Origin of the sequence: Nonomuraea sp. NPDC003709, from assembly GCF_040610775.1 — a bacterium.
Lineage (GTDB): Bacteria > Actinomycetota > Actinomycetes > Streptosporangiales > Streptosporangiaceae > Nonomuraea > Nonomuraea angiospora_A.
Map to the genome: position 1 here is coordinate 74175 of NZ_JBEXMW010000021.1, position 19099 is coordinate 93273.

At 71.4% G+C, this 19099-nt stretch carries 20 protein-coding genes; 12 read left to right on the plus strand and 8 right to left on the minus strand.

Annotated features, from left to right (window positions below; all coding sequences use genetic code 11):
• The first annotated feature begins 115 nt into the window (after window positions 1–115).
• Window positions 116–2020 (plus strand): hypothetical protein, encoded by a 1905-nt coding sequence (locus tag ABZX61_RS46675; RefSeq protein WP_355204655.1) that lies wholly within the window; start codon window positions 116–118, stop codon window positions 2018–2020.
• Here ABZX61_RS46675 and ABZX61_RS46680 read toward each other — a convergent pair whose 3' ends face one another.
• The gene (locus tag ABZX61_RS46680) at window positions 2021–3262 is read right to left on the minus strand and encodes a cytochrome P450 (RefSeq protein WP_355204658.1); all 1242 of its coding nucleotides are present in this window, start codon (window positions 3260–3262) and stop codon (window positions 2021–2023) included.
• A 217-nt stretch (window positions 3263–3479) separates the two neighbouring features.
• Between ABZX61_RS46680 and ABZX61_RS46685 the strand changes: the two genes are divergently transcribed.
• Window positions 3480–4532, plus strand: coding sequence for a methyltransferase domain-containing protein (locus ABZX61_RS46685; protein WP_355204660.1), 1053 nt, complete (start codon window positions 3480–3482; stop codon window positions 4530–4532).
• On the opposite strand, the gene ABZX61_RS46690 is transcribed toward ABZX61_RS46685, so the two are convergent.
• Window positions 4522–5403, minus strand: coding sequence for an alpha/beta hydrolase (locus ABZX61_RS46690; RefSeq protein WP_355204663.1), 882 nt, complete (start codon window positions 5401–5403; stop codon window positions 4522–4524). The two genes, ABZX61_RS46685 and ABZX61_RS46690, sit on opposite strands and share 11 nt — an antisense overlap.
• A gap of 75 nt (window positions 5404–5478) precedes the next feature.
• Between ABZX61_RS46690 and ABZX61_RS46695 the strand changes: the two genes are divergently transcribed.
• The gene (locus ABZX61_RS46695; protein ID WP_355204665.1) at window positions 5479–6771 is read left to right on the plus strand and encodes an MFS transporter; all 1293 of its coding nucleotides are present in this window, start codon (window positions 5479–5481) and stop codon (window positions 6769–6771) included.
• Here ABZX61_RS46695 and ABZX61_RS46700 read toward each other — a convergent pair.
• Together ABZX61_RS46700 and ABZX61_RS46705 are read right to left on the minus strand one after the other, a co-directional pair.
• Window positions 6759–8012 carry a cytochrome P450 gene (locus ABZX61_RS46700; RefSeq protein ID WP_355204668.1) on the minus strand — a complete coding sequence of 418 codons (1254 nt, stop codon included), beginning with the start codon at window positions 8010–8012 and terminating at the stop codon, window positions 6759–6761. The two genes, ABZX61_RS46695 and ABZX61_RS46700, sit on opposite strands and share 13 nt — an antisense overlap.
• Before the next feature lie 44 nt (window positions 8013–8056).
• A complete protein-coding gene (locus ABZX61_RS46705) occupies window positions 8057–9601 on the minus strand; it encodes a GMC family oxidoreductase N-terminal domain-containing protein (protein ID WP_355204671.1) in 1545 nt (514 codons plus the stop codon).
• Window positions 9602–9742: 141 nt separating this feature from the next.
• On the opposite strand from ABZX61_RS46705, the gene ABZX61_RS46710 reads away from it, so the two are divergent.
• Together ABZX61_RS46710 and ABZX61_RS46715 are read left to right on the plus strand one after the other, a co-directional pair.
• On the plus strand, window positions 9743–11278 hold the full coding sequence (locus ABZX61_RS46710; RefSeq protein WP_355204674.1) for a long-chain fatty acid--CoA ligase: 1536 nt from the start codon (window positions 9743–9745) through the stop codon (window positions 11276–11278).
• Between the two features lie 64 nt (window positions 11279–11342).
• On the plus strand, window positions 11343–11891 hold the full coding sequence (locus ABZX61_RS46715; RefSeq protein ID WP_355204677.1) for an AAA family ATPase: 549 nt from the start codon (window positions 11343–11345) through the stop codon (window positions 11889–11891).
• On the opposite strand, the gene ABZX61_RS46720 is transcribed toward ABZX61_RS46715, so the two are convergent.
• Complete coding sequence (locus ABZX61_RS46720) at window positions 11857–12285, minus strand: SgcJ/EcaC family oxidoreductase (protein ID WP_350739271.1); 429 nt, start codon at window positions 12283–12285, stop codon at window positions 11857–11859. The two genes, ABZX61_RS46715 and ABZX61_RS46720, sit on opposite strands and share 35 nt — an antisense overlap.
• 80 nt (window positions 12286–12365) lie before the next feature.
• On the opposite strand from ABZX61_RS46720, the gene ABZX61_RS46725 reads away from it, so the two are divergent.
• The 7 genes from ABZX61_RS46725 (at window position 12366) to ABZX61_RS46755 (ending at window position 16960) form a co-directional block, all read left to right on the plus strand.
• Window positions 12366–12812, plus strand: coding sequence for a MarR family transcriptional regulator (locus ABZX61_RS46725; protein ID WP_355204679.1), 447 nt, complete (start codon window positions 12366–12368; stop codon window positions 12810–12812).
• Window positions 12809–13456: an HAD-IA family hydrolase gene (locus tag ABZX61_RS46730; RefSeq protein ID WP_355204682.1), complete on the plus strand. Its 648-nt coding sequence runs from the start codon at window positions 12809–12811 to the stop codon at window positions 13454–13456. The genes ABZX61_RS46725 and ABZX61_RS46730 overlap by 4 nt, the downstream gene beginning before the upstream one ends.
• Window positions 13457–13482: 26 nt before the next feature.
• Complete coding sequence (locus ABZX61_RS46735; RefSeq protein WP_355204685.1) at window positions 13483–14415, plus strand: phosphotransferase; 933 nt, start codon at window positions 13483–13485, stop codon at window positions 14413–14415.
• Window position 14416: 1 nt separating this feature from the next.
• Complete coding sequence (locus ABZX61_RS46740) at window positions 14417–15286, plus strand: aminoglycoside phosphotransferase family protein (protein WP_355204688.1); 870 nt, start codon at window positions 14417–14419, stop codon at window positions 15284–15286.
• Between the two features lie 293 nt (window positions 15287–15579).
• Window positions 15580–16176 carry a winged helix-turn-helix domain-containing protein gene (locus tag ABZX61_RS46745; protein WP_355204691.1) on the plus strand — a complete coding sequence of 199 codons (597 nt, stop codon included), beginning with the start codon at window positions 15580–15582 and terminating at the stop codon, window positions 16174–16176.
• Complete coding sequence (locus tag ABZX61_RS46750) at window positions 16173–16352, plus strand: hypothetical protein (RefSeq protein ID WP_355204694.1); 180 nt, start codon at window positions 16173–16175, stop codon at window positions 16350–16352. Before ABZX61_RS46745 ends, ABZX61_RS46750 begins: the two co-directional genes overlap by 4 nt.
• Before the next feature lie 62 nt (window positions 16353–16414).
• Window positions 16415–16960: a YceI family protein gene (locus ABZX61_RS46755; protein WP_355204697.1), complete on the plus strand. Its 546-nt coding sequence runs from the start codon at window positions 16415–16417 to the stop codon at window positions 16958–16960.
• Here ABZX61_RS46755 and ABZX61_RS46760 read toward each other — a convergent pair whose 3' ends face one another.
• Genes ABZX61_RS46760 through ABZX61_RS46770 form a run of 3 tightly spaced genes read right to left on the minus strand, consistent with a single transcriptional unit; the run spans window position 16961 to window position 19084 of the window.
• On the minus strand, window positions 16961–17338 hold the full coding sequence (locus ABZX61_RS46760) for a hypothetical protein (protein WP_355204700.1): 378 nt from the start codon (window positions 17336–17338) through the stop codon (window positions 16961–16963). It abuts the gene before it with no gap.
• Window positions 17335–18585, minus strand: coding sequence for a hypothetical protein (locus tag ABZX61_RS46765; protein WP_355204703.1), 1251 nt, complete (start codon window positions 18583–18585; stop codon window positions 17335–17337). Before ABZX61_RS46765 ends, ABZX61_RS46760 begins: the two co-directional genes overlap by 4 nt.
• Entirely contained in the window at window positions 18578–19084 is a 507-nt protein-coding gene (locus tag ABZX61_RS46770) for a SigE family RNA polymerase sigma factor (RefSeq protein WP_350739297.1), read from the minus strand. The genes ABZX61_RS46765 and ABZX61_RS46770 overlap by 8 nt, the downstream gene beginning before the upstream one ends.
• Window positions 19085–19099 lie beyond the last annotated feature (15 nt).

A 19099-nucleotide genomic window follows, 5' to 3' on the forward strand; every position in this document is an offset into this window, starting at 1 on the left:
ATACTCGGGAGGGCCGGCAGCAATGGCAACGGAGAATTCCGGACCACACCTGCCACCGTCCTGGCCAGACGCACCGCGCCGCGACGCGCCCGGCTCCCCCGCAACGGAGGTCCCCATGTCCTGGCCCGAGGCCCCGAGGTCCGCTCAGCAGGACCCGGCGTGGCCCGAGCCGCCGCGCACGGACGACGCCTGGCCGGAGCCACCCCGCAGGTCCCGCCCCGAGCCCGCCCGTTCCCAGGCCGGGGGCCCGCAGTCGTGGCCGGACCTGCCGCCCCAGGGCGCCACCGGACCCTCCTGGCCGGCCCCGCCGGCCCGCGACGCCACCGGCCCCTCCTGGCCCGAGCCCTCCCCGCAGGGCGCCTCCGGACCTTCCTCCTGGCCGGACGTGCCGCCCCCGAACGCGGCAGGCCCTTCCTCCTGGCCCGACTCGTCGCCGCAGAGCGCCGGACCGTCCTCCTGGCCGGAGGCGTCGCCGCAGAGCGCGCCGACCGCCTGGTCCGACTCTCCTCCGCAGAACGGGCCTTCCTCCTGGTCCGACTCCCCGCCGCAGAACGGCCCGGCCTCGTGGACGGATGCCGCACCGCAGGGCGGGCGGGCCTCCCGGCCCGACCTTCCGCTCCCCGGCGGACCGTCGCCGCTCCCGGGCGGGCCGTCCTCGCTCCCCGGCGGGCCGTCCTCATGGCCGGACGGGCCTCAACAGGGCAGCGCCGGGCCGGCCTCCTGGTCCGAGGCGCCGGCACGGGGCGGCTCGGAGTTCCCCCCGCGAGGCGGGGAGCGCCCGGTGCCGGACCCGATCCCCGCGTGGGAGCAGCCGCCGGACCCGATCCCGGCGTGGGAACAGCCGCCCCCGGCCGCCGGCTCCTGGTCGAACCTCTCCTCCCCCGCCCCCTGGCCCCCCGCCGAGCGGGACAACGCCGGCTCCCCGGAGCAGGCGACGGCCATGTACCAGGTCGACGACCTTCCGCAGGGCGCGCACGCGCCGCCCCGGCAGGCACACCCTTCCGAAGAGCGGACGATGACGTACGCCCAGCACACGGAGAACCTGCTCAACGACCGCGCCACCCCCTCCCCCACCATGGACTCATCGAACATCAGCGCCACACCCCCCGCCGAGGACACCGGCGCCCCGCGCCCCGGCTCGAACCTGAACCGCGACCCCTCGGACCCCGACCGCCCGTTCGTGACCGCAGGCCAGATCAGCGGCTCCCGCACACCGCCGCCGGAGCGCCAGCAGGAGCTCTGGAACACCGTCTTCGGCGACGACTACCAGGCCATGGGCGAGGACTCCCTGGAGGAGGAGAGCCAGGGCAGGCCCATCTGGATCTACGCGCTCGGCGGCTCCGTGGCGATCGCGCTGGTCGCCGCGCTGCTGTGGGCGTTCCTCGCCGGCCCGCTGGCCGGTGACGACCCGGCGGCCTCCAACACCGTGGCCGAGAAGCCCACGACCCCGCAGAAGCCGAGCTCCACGAGGTCCTCGACCACGATCGGCGCGCTGCCGAAGTACCCGGGCAAGGCCGCCCCGGTCCTCGGCAGGGTGCCCGACGCCGCCGCCGGGATCTCACTCCCGCGCCTGGGCGGCACGTGGCGGCTGGACACGCGTACCACCGTCAAGGCCACGTACAACTACGACACCCGCCAGTTCGTCCCGATCACGCAGGACACGAGCGCCCAGCTCATGTCGGGCCCGCTGCCGCAGAAGCTGGCCTCGTACTACGAGAAGGACAACCTGGAGCCGGTCATCAAGCAGGTGGTGCTGGACGCGCGCAAGCGCTTCTTCCCCACCGGCAACAAGGTCCGCAAGATCGCCCAGCAGCCGATCAAGGTGGGCGACAACACGGGACGGCTGATCGCGTACTCGCTGACGTCGGAGACCGAGAAGGCCACGATCGTGACGATGGCCGTCAACACCGGGGGCAACCTCCCGGCCATCGTCTACATGTCGATCCCGGCGGACAGCAAGCAGCTCCTGCCCGACATCCGCACGGTCATGAACCAGCTGAGGATCGGCGCCCAGGGCTGATCAGAAGTCGCACTCCATGTGCTTGATCCCGTTGATGAACATGGAGTGCAGCCGGTCGGGACGGCCGCCCTCGATGCGCGGCACGCGGCGCAGCAGCTCGCGGAACATCACCGTGATCTCCCGCCGGGCCAGGTGCGCGCCCAGGCAGAAGTGGGGCCCGGGCCCGCCGAAGCCGACGTGCGGGTTGGGCTGCCGGGTGATGTCGAAGCGGTGCGGGTCGGCGAACACGCTCTCGTCCCTGTTCGCCGACCAGTAGAACAGGACCGCCTTCTCGCCCTTGCGGTAGAGGTGCCCGTTCATCTCGTGGTCCCTGGTGACCTTGCGGCGCATGAAGTTCACCGGGGAGGCCAGCCGGACGATCTCCTCCACGGCGCCGGGCGCGTGCCCGTCGATGTCCTCCAGCCAGAGCGCGCGCTGGTCGGGGTTGTTGGTGAGCAGGCGCAGCCCGTACGAGATGGCGTTCCTGGTGGTCTCGTTGCCCGCCACCACCAGCAGGATGAAGAACGACCCCAGCTCCTGCATCGTCAGCCGCTCGCCGTCGATGTTGGCGTTGACCAGGGACGACGTCAGGTCGTCCGTGGGGTTCTCGGCGCGGTGGGCGGCGAGGTCCTGCACGAGCTGCTGGAGCTCCATGCCGGCGGTGAGCAGGCGCTCGGCGAGCTGGGTGAGGTCGGCGCCGCCGTATTCGGGGTCGAAGCCGCCGAGGATGACGTTCGAGTGCTCGAAGACGAACCGGTAGTCCCGCTCGGGGATGCCCATCATGTCGCAGATGATCTTCAGGGGGAGGCGCGCGGCGACCTCGGTGACGAAGTCGCCGCCCGGCCCCTTCGCCAGCAGGTCGTCCACGATGCCGGCGGCCGCCGCCTCCACGTCCGCCTCGAACTGCTTGATCATCTTGGGCGTGAACGCGCGCGAGACGATCCTGCGCAGCCTGGCGTGGCGCGGGTCGTCCATGTTGATCATCGAGCCGAAGTACTCGGCGAACTCGGCGGGCATGTCGGGGATGTTCGTCGCGCCGCCGTCGCCCGAGCAGAAGACCTCGGGGTTGCGGCTGGCCTCGAGGATGTCGGCGTGCTTGACCAGGGCGTGGTAGCCGGGGCCCCTGGGCGCGAAGTCGATCTCCATCTCCTGGAAGAAGGCGGGGGTCCGCAGCGCGCGCAGCCGCTCGAACGCCTCCTCGCGCTCGCTCATGGGCCTGGCCCAGAAGTCGCGATCAGACAGATCGAAGTCAAGGACGCTCATAAGGCCATCTTTTGTGAAAGCAACCACTTACGTCAATGTGCTCATGGCCCGGAAAACCAGTGGCTCCCGGTGGTGGGCGGGCTCTAGGGTGGCGCGCATGACGTTCTTCTTCCACCTCCGGTAGCGATCCGCCGGCGGGTCGCGGACGACCCCACCGCCGGCGATGCGGGACGGCTGAGCGAGCGCCGTTCCGGGTCGCGACGTGGGAGAAGGACACGTGCATACCTTTGCCGTGGCCAGGGCGGTGCATGGCATCGAGCCCCTGGTGGCCACGGAGATTCGACGTTCCCGGCTGGGCGTGGTGCACGGGGTGCGCCATCGCGAGGTGTGGTTCGAGGCCGCGCCTGGGGCCGACCTGACGGGCCTGCGGACCGCGGACGACGTGCTGCTGGCCGCCGCCGTGGTGGACGGGATCGGCCACGGCCGCTCCGCGCTGCGCCGGCTGGCCCTCGCGGCCCGCTCCGTGAGCCTGGGAGGGCTGACGGGCAGCGGGGTGGAGGTGTCGGCGTCGTTCGTCGGGCGGCGCAACTACACCCGGTTCGAGATCGAGGACGCGGTCGGGGCCGAGCTGGCGCGGCCGCTGCGGCTGCCGTACCACTCCAGGAGGGACGGCGCGCGGCCGCCGCGGGACGCGATGTCGTGGCGGGTCACGATCGAGGGCGACCGGGCGCTCATCGCGCTGCGACTGGCGGACCGGCCGCTGCACCGGCGGGCGTACAAGACGGACTCGATCCGGGGCACGCTGCACCCGCCGGTGGCCGCCGCCATGGCGGCGCTGGCCCGCCTCGGGGGCGCGGGGACGGTGCTCGACCCGTGCTGCGGCGCGGGCACGACGCTCATCGAGGCCCACGCGCTGGCCCCCAGGGCGCGTCTCCTGGGCTTCGACCACGACCCGGCCGCACTCCGCGCCGCCACCGCCAACGCACGGGCCGGGGGCGCGGCAAGCGCCGGGGTCGGGGGCGGGGCGGCGTTCGGGTGGGGGGTGGCGGACGGCGGGCGGATCCCGCTGGCCGACGGGAGCGTGGACCGGGTGCTGGTGAACCCGCCCTGGGGGCGTCAGGTGCCGCCCCGCGGGCTGCTCGCGCGGGACCTCGGCCGGCTCTGGCGGGAGGTCCGGCGGGTGCTGGCCTCCGACGGGCTCGCCGTGGCGCTGGTGCACGACGGGATCCCGCGCGGGTTCGCGCTGGAGGAGGCGGTCCGGGTCAGCCTCTCGGGGCAGCATCCGGAGATCGCGGTCCTCAGGAAGGAGGCGGGCCGCGTCAGGAGGTGAACCCCCGCGGGCGGACCTGGGTCATCTCGGCCGCGGACGGCGCGCCGAGCCAGTCCAGGATCAGCCGGTTGACCTCGGCCGGGCGCTCCAGGTGAAGGAAGTGCCCGGCGCCCGCCACCAGCTCGGCCCGCGACCCCGGGGGCAGGTGGCTCATCGCGTTCTTGGCCAGCTCGGCGCTCAGGCCTCCGTCCTGGGCGCCGTGCAGGTACAGGACGGGGCCGGTGATCCCGCCCTCCAGGGCCGGGTAGCGGCCGGACGGAGGCGTGGTGCCGAGCATGGCCCGGTAGTAGCCGAGGGCCGCGCTCAGGTTGGCGGGCTGGCCGATGCTGCGCCGTACGAACTCCAGGTCCTCGCGCGCGTCGTAGCCGGGCGACCAGTCGCGCCAGAGGCCCTCGAGGAAGCCGGGGCTCGCGGCGGCCGCCTCGCCCACGGCCGTCTGGAAGAGGAAGACGTAGAACGACCGCTTGAGCTGCTCGTACTCCAGGAACCCGGCGCCGAGCGAGCCGGGCGGCGGCACCGCGAGCGTGACGGCGCGCCGGAAACGTCCTGCCAGGTGGTACACGGGGAAGGCGCCCCAGTCGTGCCCGATGACGACCGCGTCCTCGTCGCCCCCGAGCTCCTCGTGCAGCGCGCGGACGTCGGCGACCAGCGCGGCGTCCTCGTACGCGCCGTCGGCGGGCACCTCGGTGGGCGCGTATCCCCGCATGAACGGCGCGACCGCGCGGTAGCCGCGCTGGGCCAGCGCGGGCATCAGGTGCCGCCAGGTGTGTGCGGAGTCGGGGAAGCCGTGCAGGCACAGCGCCAGCGGCCCCTCACCCAACGACAGATACGCGAACTCCACCCCGTTGGCGTGGATAGTCCTGATCTCCATGACTGCGAAACCTAGCATTCGACCCGCCTCGGAGGTACCACTACTCGAAGGGGCCTGTCTCACAGAGGAGAACACATGCGGCGGGGATGGGTGCTCGCGCTCGCGTCATTGACCATCGTGCTCGTCGTGGTGGACCTGACCGCCGTGACGATCGCGCTGCCCGACATCCGCTCCGGCCTGGGGGCGAGCCTGCCCGAGGTGCAGTGGGTGGTGGACGCGTACGCGCTCACGCTGGCCGCGGTCCTGTTACCCGCCGGGGTCCTGGCCGACCGCTACGGCAGGCGCCGGCTGCTGACGATCGGGGTCTCGGTCTTCACCCTGGCCTCGCTGGCCTGCGCCCTGGCCCCGACGGCGCCCCTGCTCGACCTGGCCAGAGGCGTGCAGGGCCTGGGCGCGTCGGCGCTGTACGGGACCACGACACCGTTGATCGCCTCCGTCTACCCCGAAGGGCCGGAGCGGGGCAAGGCGCTCGGGATCTTCAGCGCGGTCTCCGGCCTGGCCATGACGCTGGGCCCGGTCGTGGGCGGGGCGCTGACGGGGGCGTTCGGCTGGCGGGCGATCTTCCTGATCAACCTGCCGATCGGCGCGTTCGTGCTGGTGGCGCTGCGGCAGCGGGTGGCGGAGTCGCGCGGCAGTGGCCATCTCGACCCGGCGGGGATCGTGCTGATCGCGGCGGCGCTGTTCGCGATCATCCCGGCGCTCATCCACGACCTCCCGTGGCTGCTGGTGGCGGGGCTGGTCCTGCTGGCGGCGTTCGTGGTCGTGGAGCGGCGCTCGGCCGAGCCGATGATCGACTTCGGGCTCTTCAGGAACGGGGTGTTCGCGGTCGGCTCGGGAACGACGCTGCTCATGCTGGCCGCGCTGCTGGGCGCGTTCACGTACCTCACGCTGTACGTGCAGGGCGAGCTGCACACCAGCCCTGTCGAGGCGGGCACCCGTTTCCTGGCCTTCAGCGCGGCGGCCGTCATCGGGCCCGTCGCGATCGGCCGGGTGCTGCACCGGTGGCCGATGGGCGTGCTCATCGCCGCCGGCCCGGCGCTGATCGCGGTCGCGCTGCTGGTCATGAGCGTCCCCGCGGCCGACCCGTGGACGCCGATCATGTTCGGGCTGTTCGTTGGCGGCCTGGGCCTGGGCGCCGGGAACGTCGTCGCCAACCAGGTCGGCCTGACCGCGCCGATGGACCGGGTGGGCATGGCCACCGGCGTCGTGAACACGGTCAAGCAGGTCGGCACGGCCGTGGGCGTGGCCGTGCTGGCGGCGCCGTACCGGGCGGGGGTCACCTCGATGTTGCTGGTGGCGGCCGGGCTGGCGCTGGCCGGAGCGCTGCTGCCGGTGGCGCTGCTCCGGCGCGCAGGTCAGAAGGTGTAGCTCATGTGCTTGATGCCGTTGATGAAGTTGGACAGCAGGTGGTCGGGCTCGCCCACGGCCTTGATGTGCGGCACCCGGGTGAACAGCTCGCGGAACATCACGGTCATCTCCCTGCGCGCCAGGTGCGCGCCCAGGCAGTAGTGCGGCCCGGGCCCGCCGAAGCCGACGTGCGGGTTGGGGTCGCGGGTGATGTCGAAGGTGTCGGGGTCGGCGAAGACGGCCTCGTCGCGGTTGGCGGAGTTGTAGAAGAGCAGCACCTTGTCGCCCTTCTTGTACCGCATGCCGTTCATCTCGTGGTCCCGCGTCAGCGTGCGGCGGAACTGGATCACCGGCGTGGCGTAGCGGATGATCTCGTCGCACGCGGTGACGATGTGGCCGTCGAAGTTGTTCAGCAGGATCGCGCGCTGGTGGGGGTGCTCGGTGAAGAGCCTGAGGCCGTGCGCGATGGCGTTGCGGGTGGTCTCGCTGCCCGCCACCACGAGCAGGATGAAGAACGACCCGAGCTGCTGCGGGCTGAGCCGCTCCTCGCCGTTGACCAGCAGGCTGACCAGGTCGCCCGTGGGGCGCTTGCGCCGCTCGTCGCCGAGGCGGGCGGCCAGCCGGTTGAGGGAGTAGCCGGCGCGCAGCAGCTTGCCCAGGCCCTTGGCGACGTTGCGGCGGGTGAGGTCGGTGCCGACGCCGGTGTACTCGGGGTCGGTGTTGCCCAGGATGACGTTGGTCTGCTGCAGCACCATGTCATGGAACTCGGCCGGGATCCCCATCATGTCGCAGATGACCCGTACGGGGAGCTTGGCGGCCACCTGCGCGACGAAGTCGCCCGGCCCCTGCTCGATCGCGTCGTCCACGATCTCGGCGGCGGCCCTGGCGAGGTCCTCCTCCATCTTCGCCAGGATGCGCGGCGTGAACGCCCTGGAGACGATCCGCCGTAACTGCGCGTGCTTGGGGTCGTCCATGTTGATCATGGAGCCGAAGTACACGCTCAGCCAGCGGGGCATGTCGGGAATGCTGTTGGAGCAGGGCTCGCTGCTGAACACGGCTGCGTTCCTGCTGGCCTCGGTCACGTCGGCGTGGCGCACCAGGGCGTAGAAGCCGGGGCCGCCGCCGATGAACGGCAGGATCTGCTCCCGCATGAAGACCGGGCGGTCCATCTGTCTCAGCCTGCGAAAGGCCTCATTGCGCTCGGACTGCGGCAGGCCCCAGAACGGGATCTGCGACAGGTCCAGGTCAGCGGACAGTGTCATATCACACAAGCCTTCTGCAAGTGCCCACTTACGTCAAGAGGCACTTACCGGTGCTTCCCGATCAGATCGGCTGCCTTTTCGCCGATCATGATAGCCGGGGCATGGGTGTGGCCGCGGTTCAACGTCGGCATCACCGACGCGTCGACGACCCTGAGCCCTTCGACCCCGCGTACGCGCAGGAAGGGGTCGACCACGGAGGCGTCGTCCGTCCCCATGCGGCAGGTGCCGACCGGGTGGTAGAGCGTCTCGCCGCGCTCGCGCACCCACCGCGCGAGCTCCTCGTCGCTCTCCGGCGCCCAGTACGGCGCCATCGGCCCGCCCGCCCACGGCTTCATCGCCGCCGTGGCGAAGACCTGCTTGGCCGTCTTCAGCCCCGCGACCAGGCGTTTGACGTCGGCCTCTGCGCTCAGATAGCCGGGGTCGATGACCACGTCCCGGCCGTTGAGCCCGACCCTGCCGCGGCTCTCCGGCTGCAGCAGCACGACGCCGACGGTGAGCCCGTGGCCGGTCGGCGGGGTGAGGCCGTGGTCGACGAACGGCCCGGGCGCGAAGATCAGCTCGATGTCGGGGGCGGGCTCCTCGGCCGAGGTCCTGATGAACGCGACCGCCTCGCCCACGTTCGTGGTGAGCATGCCGGAGCGCAGCACGATGTAACGCAGCAGGTTGCTGATCGACTCGGCCTTGGTCAGCGTCACCGGCTGCTTGCACTCGACGTACACGCCGCTCGAAAGGTGATCCTGGAGGTTCTTGCCGACCTCGGGCAGCTCGTGCACGACCGTGACCCCCGCGTCACGCAGCTCGTCGGGGGCGCCCACCCCGGAGCGCATCAGCAGGTACGGGGATCCGATCGCGCCCGCGGACAGGATGACCTCACCCTTGGCCCTGACCTGGGCCCCGCCGCTGTGCTCGATGCCGATCGCGCGCCTGCCCTCGAACACCACCCGGTCCACGGTGGCCCCGGTGATCACGTGGAGGTTGGACCGGCCCTTGGCCGGGCGCAGGTACGCGTCGGCCGAGCTCCATCTGCGGCCCCGGTTCTGGGTGACGGGGGTGGGGCTGCAGCCCTCGTTGGAGGGGCCGTTCAGCTCCTTGAGCCGGGTGAGCCCGAGCTCCTCGCACGCCTTGAGGAAGGCGGCGGTGGTGACGTTGGGGCTGCGCAGCTCGGAGATGTAGAGGGGCCCGGAGGTGCCGTAGACGCCGCCCTCGTTGCTGCCGACGCGGTGCTCGGCCCTGGTGAAGTACGGCAGGACCTCGCTGTACGACCAGCCGGGGACGCCCCACTGGTCGTAGTCGCGCTCGCAGCCGCGCACCCACATCTGGGCGTTGAGCGAGGACGAGCCGCCGATCACGCGGCCGCGGGGCCAGTAGAGCTCGCGGCCCGACATCTCGCCCTGTTTGGCCGTGGTGTAGTTCCAGTCGTAGTCGGTCTTGAACAGCTTGGCGAAGCCCGCGGGCATGCGGATCTCCAGTTTGTCGTCCTGGCCGCCCGCCTCGACCAGCGCGACCGTCACGCCGGGATCGGCCGAGAGCCTGTTGGCCAGCACGCATCCGGCGGATCCCGCCCCGACGATCACGTAGTCGTACTCCATGGCTCCTCCAAGTAACTTGTTACTTGCTTACTCCAGGCCAGGCGGCACGTCCATACGCAGTTGTGACCTCCGTTACCTACCGGTCGGTATGGCCTGCTGCGAGGATGGCGCCCAAGCCCCGGCTTTGAGGAGGAAGGCGTCATGCTCAACCTGTCGACCGTCCTGGAGGACAGCGCCAGGAACACCCCTGACGGCACCGCCATCGTCTTCGGCGACATGCGACTGCCGTACTCCATGATCGACACCATAGCCAACCAGGTCGCGAACCTCCTGGTCGCCCGCGGTGTCGGCAAGGGGGACAAAGTGGCGCTGGCGTGCCCCAACCTGCCGTATTTCCCGTTCGTCTACTTCGGCATCCTGAAGGCCGGCGCCACGGTGGTGCCGCTCAACGTGCTGCTGCAGTCGCGGGAGATCACCTACCATCTCGGCGACAGCGACGCCAAGGCCTTCTTCTGCTTCGAGGGCACCCCCGAGCTGCCGCTGGGCGAGCGCGGCAAGGCGGGCTTCGAGGCCGCGGAGGGCTGCGAGCACTTCTTCGTGCTGCCCGCGACCCCGCTCGCGACCGAGTCCGAGTACGGCGAGTCGGTCTGGGCGGCGTTGGGCGGCATGGCGGGCGAGTTCGAGACTGTGCAGACGTCGCCGGACGACACCGCGGTGATCCTCTACACCTCGGGCACCACGGGCCAGCCCAAGGGCGCCGAGCTCAGCCACCAGAACATGCTGCTGAACGCCATGGTCAGCGACAAGATGTTCCCCCGCTCCGACGAGGGCGACACGTACCTGGCGGTCCTGCCGCTGTTCCACTCCTTCGGCCAGACCGTGGTCATGAACACCGGCTTCCTGCGCGGCGCCACCGTCGTGCTGCTGCCGCGCTTCGACCCGGGCGACGCGCTGGCGCTCATGGCCAAGGAGGGCGTCACGTTCTTCGCCGGGGTGCCGACGATGTACTGGGGCATGCTCACCAAGATCCACGCGGACGGCGTGGAGGTGCCCCGCTCCCTGCGCGTCGCCGTCGCGGGCGGCGCGTCCTCGCCGGTGGAGGTGCTCAAGGACTTCGAGCGCACTTTCGGCATCGGCATCCTGGAGGGGTACGGCCTGTCGGAGACGTCGCCGGTGGCCAGCTTCAACCAGCTCGGCCGTCCCACCAAGCCCGGCACCATCGGCACCCCGATCTGGGGCGTGGAGATGAAGCTGGTCGACGGCGACTGGAAGACGGTCGAGGGCGAGGGCCCCGGCGAGATCGCCATCCGCGGCCACAACATCATGAAGGGCTACTACGGCCGCCCGGAGGCGACGGCCGAGGTGATGAACGACGGCTGGTTCCGCACCGGCGACATCGCCACCCGTGACGCGGACGGCTACTATTCCATCATCGACCGGGCCAAGGACATGATCATCCGTGGCGGCTTCAACGTCTATCCGCGGGAGCTCGAAGAGGTCCTGATGACCCACGAGGCCGTGTCGCTGGCCGCTGTGGTGGGGGTCGCGCACGAGTCCCACGGCGAGGAGATCAAGGCGTACGTCATCCCCGCGCCGGGCTCTGCGATCACCGAGGACGAGCTGATCGCCTGGGCCAAGGACAACATGGCGGCCTACAAGTACCCCCGGATGGTCGAGTTCCGCGACTCCCTGCCGATGACGGCCACGGGCAAGATCCTCAAGCGCGAGCTGCGGTAACCGGTCGATTCCTTTCCCTCAGGCGCGGGCACTCTGCCCGCGCCTTTCTCTTTGTGGAGGTCTCGTGGCGGACGGGTACGTCGTCATCACCGGAGGGCCGGGCGCCGGGAAGAGCACCCTGGTCGAGCACCTCGCCTCGCTGGGGTTCCGGGTGCAGCCGGAGGCCGGGCGGGCGATCATCCGGGACCAGGTGGCGATCTCGGGGCCGGCGTTGCCGTGGCTGGACCCGGAGCTGTTCGCCGAGCTGATGCTGGCGTGGGACCTGCGGTCCTACCACGCCGCCTCGGGGACGGGGCCCGTGGTCTTCGATCGGGGGCTGGTCGACACGATCGGATATCTGCGCATGCTGGGACGTACCGTGCCGCGGCACCTGCACAACGCGGCGCGGACGTACCGCTATCACCGGCGCGTGTTCGCCGCGCCGCCGTGGCCGGAGATCTACGAGCACGACAGCGAGCGGAGGCAGAGCCTCGGGGAGGCCGAGCGGACGTACGACGCGGTCGTGCGGGCCTACGCCGACTACGGCTACTCGGTGGTCACGCTGCCGCGGGCGCCGGTCGAGGAGCGGGCCGCGTTCCTCATCCGCGAGGCCGGCTGGCCGGCACGTACGTGAACGACACCGCCTCCATCAGCGGCCGGTGCCGGGTGTTGTGGAAGGACGCGATGCGCCACCTGCCGTCGGCCTCGCGGACCAGCGTGTACGTCTGCACCTTGGCCAGCTTGGCGGGGCGCTTCTTGGCCACGTCTCCCCTGCCGGTGACCACGGCGGCGCCGGGACCGTAGAAGCGCACCTCCGTGATCTCGTTGAACATCTTCGTGCCCTTGAGCACCGTGTCGAAGAGGGCCTGGTGACCGGCGGCCAGGTCGTCGCGGCCGTGGTAGACGGTGCCGACGAAGGTCGTGTAGCTGGCGTCCTCCGTGAAGCACGCCCCGTACGCGATGCCGTCGCCGCGGTCCCAGGCGCCCTCCAGCTCGGTGAACAGGTTCTGGATCTCGCTGGTGATCATTTCCGCTCCCTCTGATATTATTTGCACTGGTTAAATCTCTGCTCTCATGCAGATATCAACTTAAGGAAGAGGAGTTGGGCTTGTCAACCGACCCGAGCGCCGTCTTCCGGCGCTACCTGAGCGCGATGGTGCTCAACAGCCTGGCCGCCGCCGAGGCCGCCGGGCTCAACGCCACCGACTACTACGCGCTCAACCTGCTCGACCTCACCGGCCCGCTCACCTCCGGCGAGCTGGCCGCCCAGACGGGGCTGACCACCGGCGCCACGACGCGGCTCATCGACCGGCTGGAGCAGGGCGGGTACGCACGCCGCGCGCCGGACCCCGCGGACCGGCGCAAGGTGATGGTCGAGTCGGTGGGCCGGCCGGAACGGCTCGACGAGGTGCTGGCGGGGACCAGGGCCCGGCTGGCCGAGCTGCTGCAGGGCTATCCGGAGGCGGAGCGGGCCACGTTGTTCGACTACTTCGAGCGGGCCGCGACGGCGTACCGGTCTGCCACCGACGAGCTCATCGCGGCGCGGGACTCATGACCCGACGCCTGGCCCTCTTCGACCTGGACAACACGCTGATCGACCGGCTGGCCGCCTTCGAGCTGTGGGCCGCCGAGTTCGCCGCCGAGCGAGGGCTCGGCGAGAGGGCGGCGGCGTGGATGGTGGCGACCGACGCGGACGGGTCCCTGCCCATGGACGCGTTCTTCGGGCTGGTACGCGAGCGGTTCGGGCTGGCCGAGCCGGCCGACGAGCTGTGGGCGGCGTACCGGGCCCGGCTGCCGTACCTGGTCCGCTGCCCCGGCGAGGTGCTCGACGGGCTCGACCGGCTGCGGGCGGCCGGATGGGCGGTGGGCATCGCGACGAACGGGATGGCCGACAACCAGACCGGCAAGATCGAGCGTACGGGGCTCGCGACCCGCGTGGACGGCTGGGCGATCTCCGGGGCGGAAGGCGTGCGGAAGCCCGACGTACGGCTGTTCGAGATCGCCGCCCGGAGATGCGGCGCGTCGCTGGAATCGGGCGGCTGGGTCATCGGCGACGACCCCGAGAAGGACATCGAGGGCGGCCGCCGGGCAGGGCTGCGGACGATCTGGCTCGACCGGGGAGTCACCGGCGGGGTCGTGGCCGATCACACGGTGACCGACGCGCTCTCCGCCATCGAGCTGCTTATCCAGCTGAATTGAACCGCCCGGATCGATAGCGTGGCCGGATGCGGGACAGGCCGGATGCTTTCGACGAGGGGTTGCTGCTGCCCGCGCTCGGCGCGTGGGGCATCGGGGCGCGCACGCTGGACTACGCGCCGGTCGGCTTCGGCGACTACCACTGGGTCGCGGACGGGCGCTGGTTCATCACGGTCGCGGACGTGCGGCGGCGCGGCTTCGACGGGCTCGGGCTGGCCATGGACACGGCCGCCGCGCTGCGGGCCGAGGCGGGGCTCGACTTCGTGGTGGCGCCGCTGCGCACCGCCGACGGCGCGACGCTGCTGCGGCTCGACCGCCACCGGTGGGCGATGAGCGTCTTCCCCTACGCGAACGGTCTCGCCGGCGAGTTCGGCGAGGAGCAGCCGGCCGGAGACCGCGCCGCGATCATCGACCTGCTCGCCGCCCTCCACGCCACGCCGCCACCCCTGTCCGCTCCCCCGCGCCCCCTGGAGCTCTCGGGCCGGGCCGTCCTGGAGCAGGCGCTCCAGGACACGCGCCTGCCCTGGCCGGACGGCCCGTACGCGGAGCCCGCCAGGGAGGTGATCGCCGACCACGCCGGGGTGCTGCGCCGCAGGCTCACGGAGTTCGACCGGACGGCGGCCGGCACCGGCGAGCCCGTCGTGACGCACGGCGAGCCGCACCCGGGCAACCTGCTGCGGTCCGGCGAGCGCTGGCTGCTGGTCGACTGGGACACGGTGGGGCTGGCGGTGCCCGAACGCGACCTGTGGCTGGTCGCCAGGGACGCCGACGACCTGGCCCGCTACGCCGACGCCACCGGCCGCACGCCCGACCCGGCGGCGCTGGAGCTCTACCGGCTGCGGTGGGCCCTCGACGACGTGGCCGAGTTCGTGGAGTGGTTCCGCTCGCCGCACGGGCGCACGCCGGACGCCGAAGAGAGCTGGATCGCCCTGACGGGCACCCTCAAGACGCTGGCCTCCTAGGGTGGCGGCCGGGCGATCCACCACGCACGACATCGAGATCCGCGACGACATCGTGATCAAGCGATACCGCTCGTGGGAGCGTGGCGAACACCGCCGCGAGTGGGCCGCGCTCAACGTGCTCGCCTTGCACGCCCCCGGCCTCGCGCCCGCTCCCGTGCGCGCCGACCTCGACGGATCGCCGCCCACGGTGGTCATGAGCCGCCTGCCCGGCACCCCGCTCCGCGGCCTCCCCACCGGCCCCGAGCAGGTCCGCGCCCTCGCCACCGCCCTCACCCACCTCCACCAGGCCATCCCCGGAGCAGACCCGCTCGCCCCCGCCTCCCGGCCCCCGCTCAACCCCACCCCCGGGCACGTGCTCAAGCCTGCCGCCTGGCATCCGGCCGCGGCCGTCGCGCACGTGCGCGCCCTCGCCGCCGCCCACCCCGACCTGGGCGACTCCCCCGGCACCCGTCGGGCCTTCACCCTCGGGACGGCCTGGCTGTCCGACCCGTCCCTCGACCGGCTGCCGGCCAACCCGTTCCCGCCCGTGCTCGGCATGGCCGACGGCAACCTCGCCAACTACCTCTGGGACCCTGACACCGCCCGCGTCCACATCATCGACTGGGAGGACTCCGGCCTCGCCGACCGTGCCTTCGAACTCGCCGAGGTCGCCGAGCACATCTCCCACGTCGACGGCGACCTGGACAGCGGCCTCCTCCTGGCCCACCTGGACCTGGCACCGGCGGAGGCGGCCCGCGTACACGAATTCCGGCGGCTGCTCGCGCTCGGCTGGCTCCTCATGCTCGGCCCCGACGGCCCCGCCACCCGCCGCAATCCCCCCGGCACCCTCGACCGTCAGGCCGAACGCGTGCTCGCCCTCCTGGATTCGTGAATCTTACTCTTGCTTCAATGCATACTGTAGCCATATGGTCACCCTTAGCAATGACGTTCGCCAAAGGAGATCACGTGGGCAGGCACGCCAAGCCCCATAGTCCCAAGGACGAGCTACCAGAGCCCCAAGAGGACTCCACCGAGGACGAAATCCACACCAGTCGCGGAAAACACGCCAAGGACCGGCAGCCGTCACAGTAGACGCGCACCGCTCCCCACCAGGGGACGGTGCGCCGCCGCTCCACACCCCTGACAGCGTTGAACTTGCATAAACTGCAAGCTACCTTGCAGTTTATGAAACAACCGCCGCCCGTCCTGCTCCCGTTGTTGCGATCCCCCTTCCAGGGCGAGCTGCTGGCCTGGCTGTTCCTGCACCCGGGCGAGGAGTATTCCCAGGTCCAGCTGGCCACGAGGTTCAAGGTCTCACCCTCGACCGTGACCCGGGAGATCGATCGCCTGGCCGCGGCAGGCTTGGTGGGCACGCGGAAAGCAGGCAACATGCGGATGGTCAGCGCCGACACGAACGTGGTCGTGGCCCGCCCGCTGACCGAGTTGCTCGCCTTGACCTACGGCCCGGTGGCCGTGCTCGGCGAGCAACTGTCCGGCATCGCCGGCATCGAGGAGGCCTGCATTTACGGCTCCTGGGCCGCACGCTACTCCGGCGAGCCGGGCAGGGTGCCGAACGACGTGGACGTCCTCGTCGTCGGCACCGCGGACGAGGACGAGCTCTATGACGCCGCCAGGGCCGCGGAGCGGCAGCTCGGCCGCGAGGTGAACATTCGCCGGCTGAGTCGCGAGGACTGGGACTCCCCGGAGGGGGATCCTTTTCTGGAGACGGTCAAGGCCCGGCCGCTCGTACGCCTCACGATCGACAAGGGTGAGGATCAATGAGGTGGGAACAAGGACGCGCCGCGATCGAGGGCATGCTGGCCCGCGGCGAGCTCGAGAAGGTCGCGGCGAGCCGTTCGCAGGCCGAGGAGCTGCTCGACCAGGCCGGGAGGCACGCGGCCGTCCGCGAGGCTGAGCCGCCTGCCCTGATCCCACTGGATAGTTGCGCGCTGAAATAAGTCAGAGATAGTCTCGCACTAAATCTTCCAGCGCTGAACTAACAGTGGAACGGAGCACCGGCATGCACCCCAGCGACCTCACCGGCACCTACACTCTCGACCCCGCGCACAGCCGGTTCGGCTTCGTGGCCCGCCACGCGATGGTCACCAAGGTTCGCGGCGACATCCCCGTCAAGGAGGCCACCGCCTCCCTGGACGCGGGCGACCCGGCCGCCTCCACCGTTCACGTGGTCCTCGACGTGGCCGGCATCCAGACCGGCAACCAGCACCGCGACGACCACCTGCGCACCGGCGACTTCCTGGACGCCGCCGCGCACCCGTACATCACCTTCGACGCCACCGACGTCAAGCACCTCGGCGGCGACAGCTTCGAGGTCACCGGTGAGCTGACCATCCGCGGCGTGACCCGGCAGGTCACCGTCCCCCTCGACTACACCGGCACCGCGATCGACGCCCAGGGCCTGACCCGGGTCGGCTTCGAGGGCAGCACGGTGATCAACCGCAAGGACTTCGGCATCACGTACAACGCGGTTCTGGAGACGGGCGGCGTGATGATCTCCGAGAGGATCACGCTCGAGTTCGACCTGTCCGCCGTCAAGGCCGCCTGATCACCGCACGTCGCCGTCCCGGCGCCACGCCCGCAGTGCCAGCACGAGTCCGGCCGTGTAGGCGAGTGCGTACCAGAGGGGCAGCGGGGCCCCGGTCGCCGCGGCGGCGAGGCTGACGGCGCCGACCAGGGCCAGCAGTGTCGCGGCCACGGCCCGCTCCGCGACGGCCGTGGCCGCCACCGCGAGGCCGCCGAGCACACCCACGGCGGCGAGCAGGTCGGCGACCAGCCAGATGTCCAGCAGCCCCGCCTCCGTGACCAGACGCAGCAAAGGCATCGGGAGTGACGGCGTCCAGATCCACGTCGGGCCGCCGCCGGCCAGGTTCGCGACGGTCGGGATCGCGACGAGCACGAGCAGGACGCCTGCCGGAGACCTCAACGAAGGTTGGCCAGCCGGTAGCCGTCGCCGGACCTCCACAGCAGCCAGTCGCCTGCCGCCAGGACGACGTCCGGGCTCTTGTACCGCCGGCCGGTGACCGGATCGAGCACGAACGAGGTGGCCCCGGTGTTGTAGGTGATGATCCGGTTGCCCGCCGTCATCCAGGGCGAGACGCCCTTCTTCGGCGTCGGAACTCCGGGCAGCACCGACACGGCCCCCCAGGTGTCGCGCGGCGTCCACCGCAGCGTGTCGCCGGCCACCCAGGCGAACCACTTCCCGGACGCCGCCGCGTACCACTTCTGGTCCGGATCACCCATCCCCTGCGCGCGGACGCCGTCGGGCAGCGGATGCTCGGCTGTCACCTTGCCGGTCTCGACGTCGACGATGCGCAGCACCTTGTCGTTCGCCCGCTCGGCGGTGAACAGGTCGGGGTAGGAGAACGCCACCGCCGGCCCGCTCGCCGGGTCCCCTGACTTGACGACCGTACCCACCTGCGCACATCCCTTGGCCATCCAGGGCTGCCGCATGACGTCGTTGCCGACGACCACGCCGCCGTCCACCCAGACCCTCCCCCGGGGGTCCGTGCCCTGCGGGCTGATCGTGCGCGCGGTCCCGTCCGCCGTGCGGCACCGCTGGTCGGCCGCCGAGCCGTTCAACTCCGTCCAGGTACGGAAGGCCGCGGCCGTCCCCAGCCCCGACCGAGCCCGGAAGCCGAGTCCCTCGGGCGTGCCGCCGCCGGCGTCCACCTCCGCCACCTGTCCGTCGGGCGTCGCGCCCAGGACCGTCCCGTCGCTGCCCAGGGCCGCGGGCACGAACGGCTGGCCTTGCGCCGTGCGGCCCTCGACGTCCACGACGCTCGTCACGTTCATGAACTGACGCAGGGCCTGTTCGAGGCGGACGCCGGCGGGGAGGCGGACGTCAGCCTGGTCCGGGGTGGTCGTCACGGTCTGGGTCACGGTCGGCTCGGGCCGCTTGGGCGCCGTCACGGTCGGCTCGGAAGGTGCGGTCGAGGCGGGGGGCGGGCTCACGTTCGCCGTGGTCGCGGCGTCGCCGTTCCCGCCGCGTACGGCCAGGGGCACGCCCACCAGCACCGCCGTCGCCCCCGCCGCCACGGCCAGCGCCAAGGCCCGCTCGTTCCTGCGGCGCGTGGCCACGGCCCGGTGGATCCGATCGGCCAGGCCGGGTGGCGGATCGTCCGGGGAAGGCTCGCTGAGCAGCGCGGCGAGACGGCGTTCCAGGTCATCCATGCTCGATCTCCTCGGTCTTGACGGCCTCACGCAGCCGGGCGAGCCCCCGCGACGCCTGGCTCTTGACGGTGCCGCGGCTGCAGCCGAGCAGCCGGGCGATCTCCTCGTCGCCGCGTTCCTCGACGTAACGCAGCACCAGTACGGCCCGCATGCGCGGAGGCAGCTCGGCGATCCTGGCGCGGAGGCCGTCGTCCAGCAGGCGTTCCAGCCCGGCGTCCTCTGTCGCGGGCTCGGGCGGATCCGGCACGCTCACCTCACGCTTCGGCCGCCGCCAGCGGTTGGCCATGATGCGGACCATGGCCGTGCGGACGTACCCTTCCGGGTCGTCCTTGCGCCTGATCGCGCTCCACCGCAGGCCGGTACGGGTCAGCGCTTCCTGCACCAGGTCCTCGGCGTCATGCCTGTTCTGGGTCAGGACCATGGCGTAGCGATAGAGCGCCGGCAGCCGCTGCTCCGCGAATCTCTCAAACGTCGGGTCGTCCACTCCTACCTCCGGCATCCAAGGACACTTCAG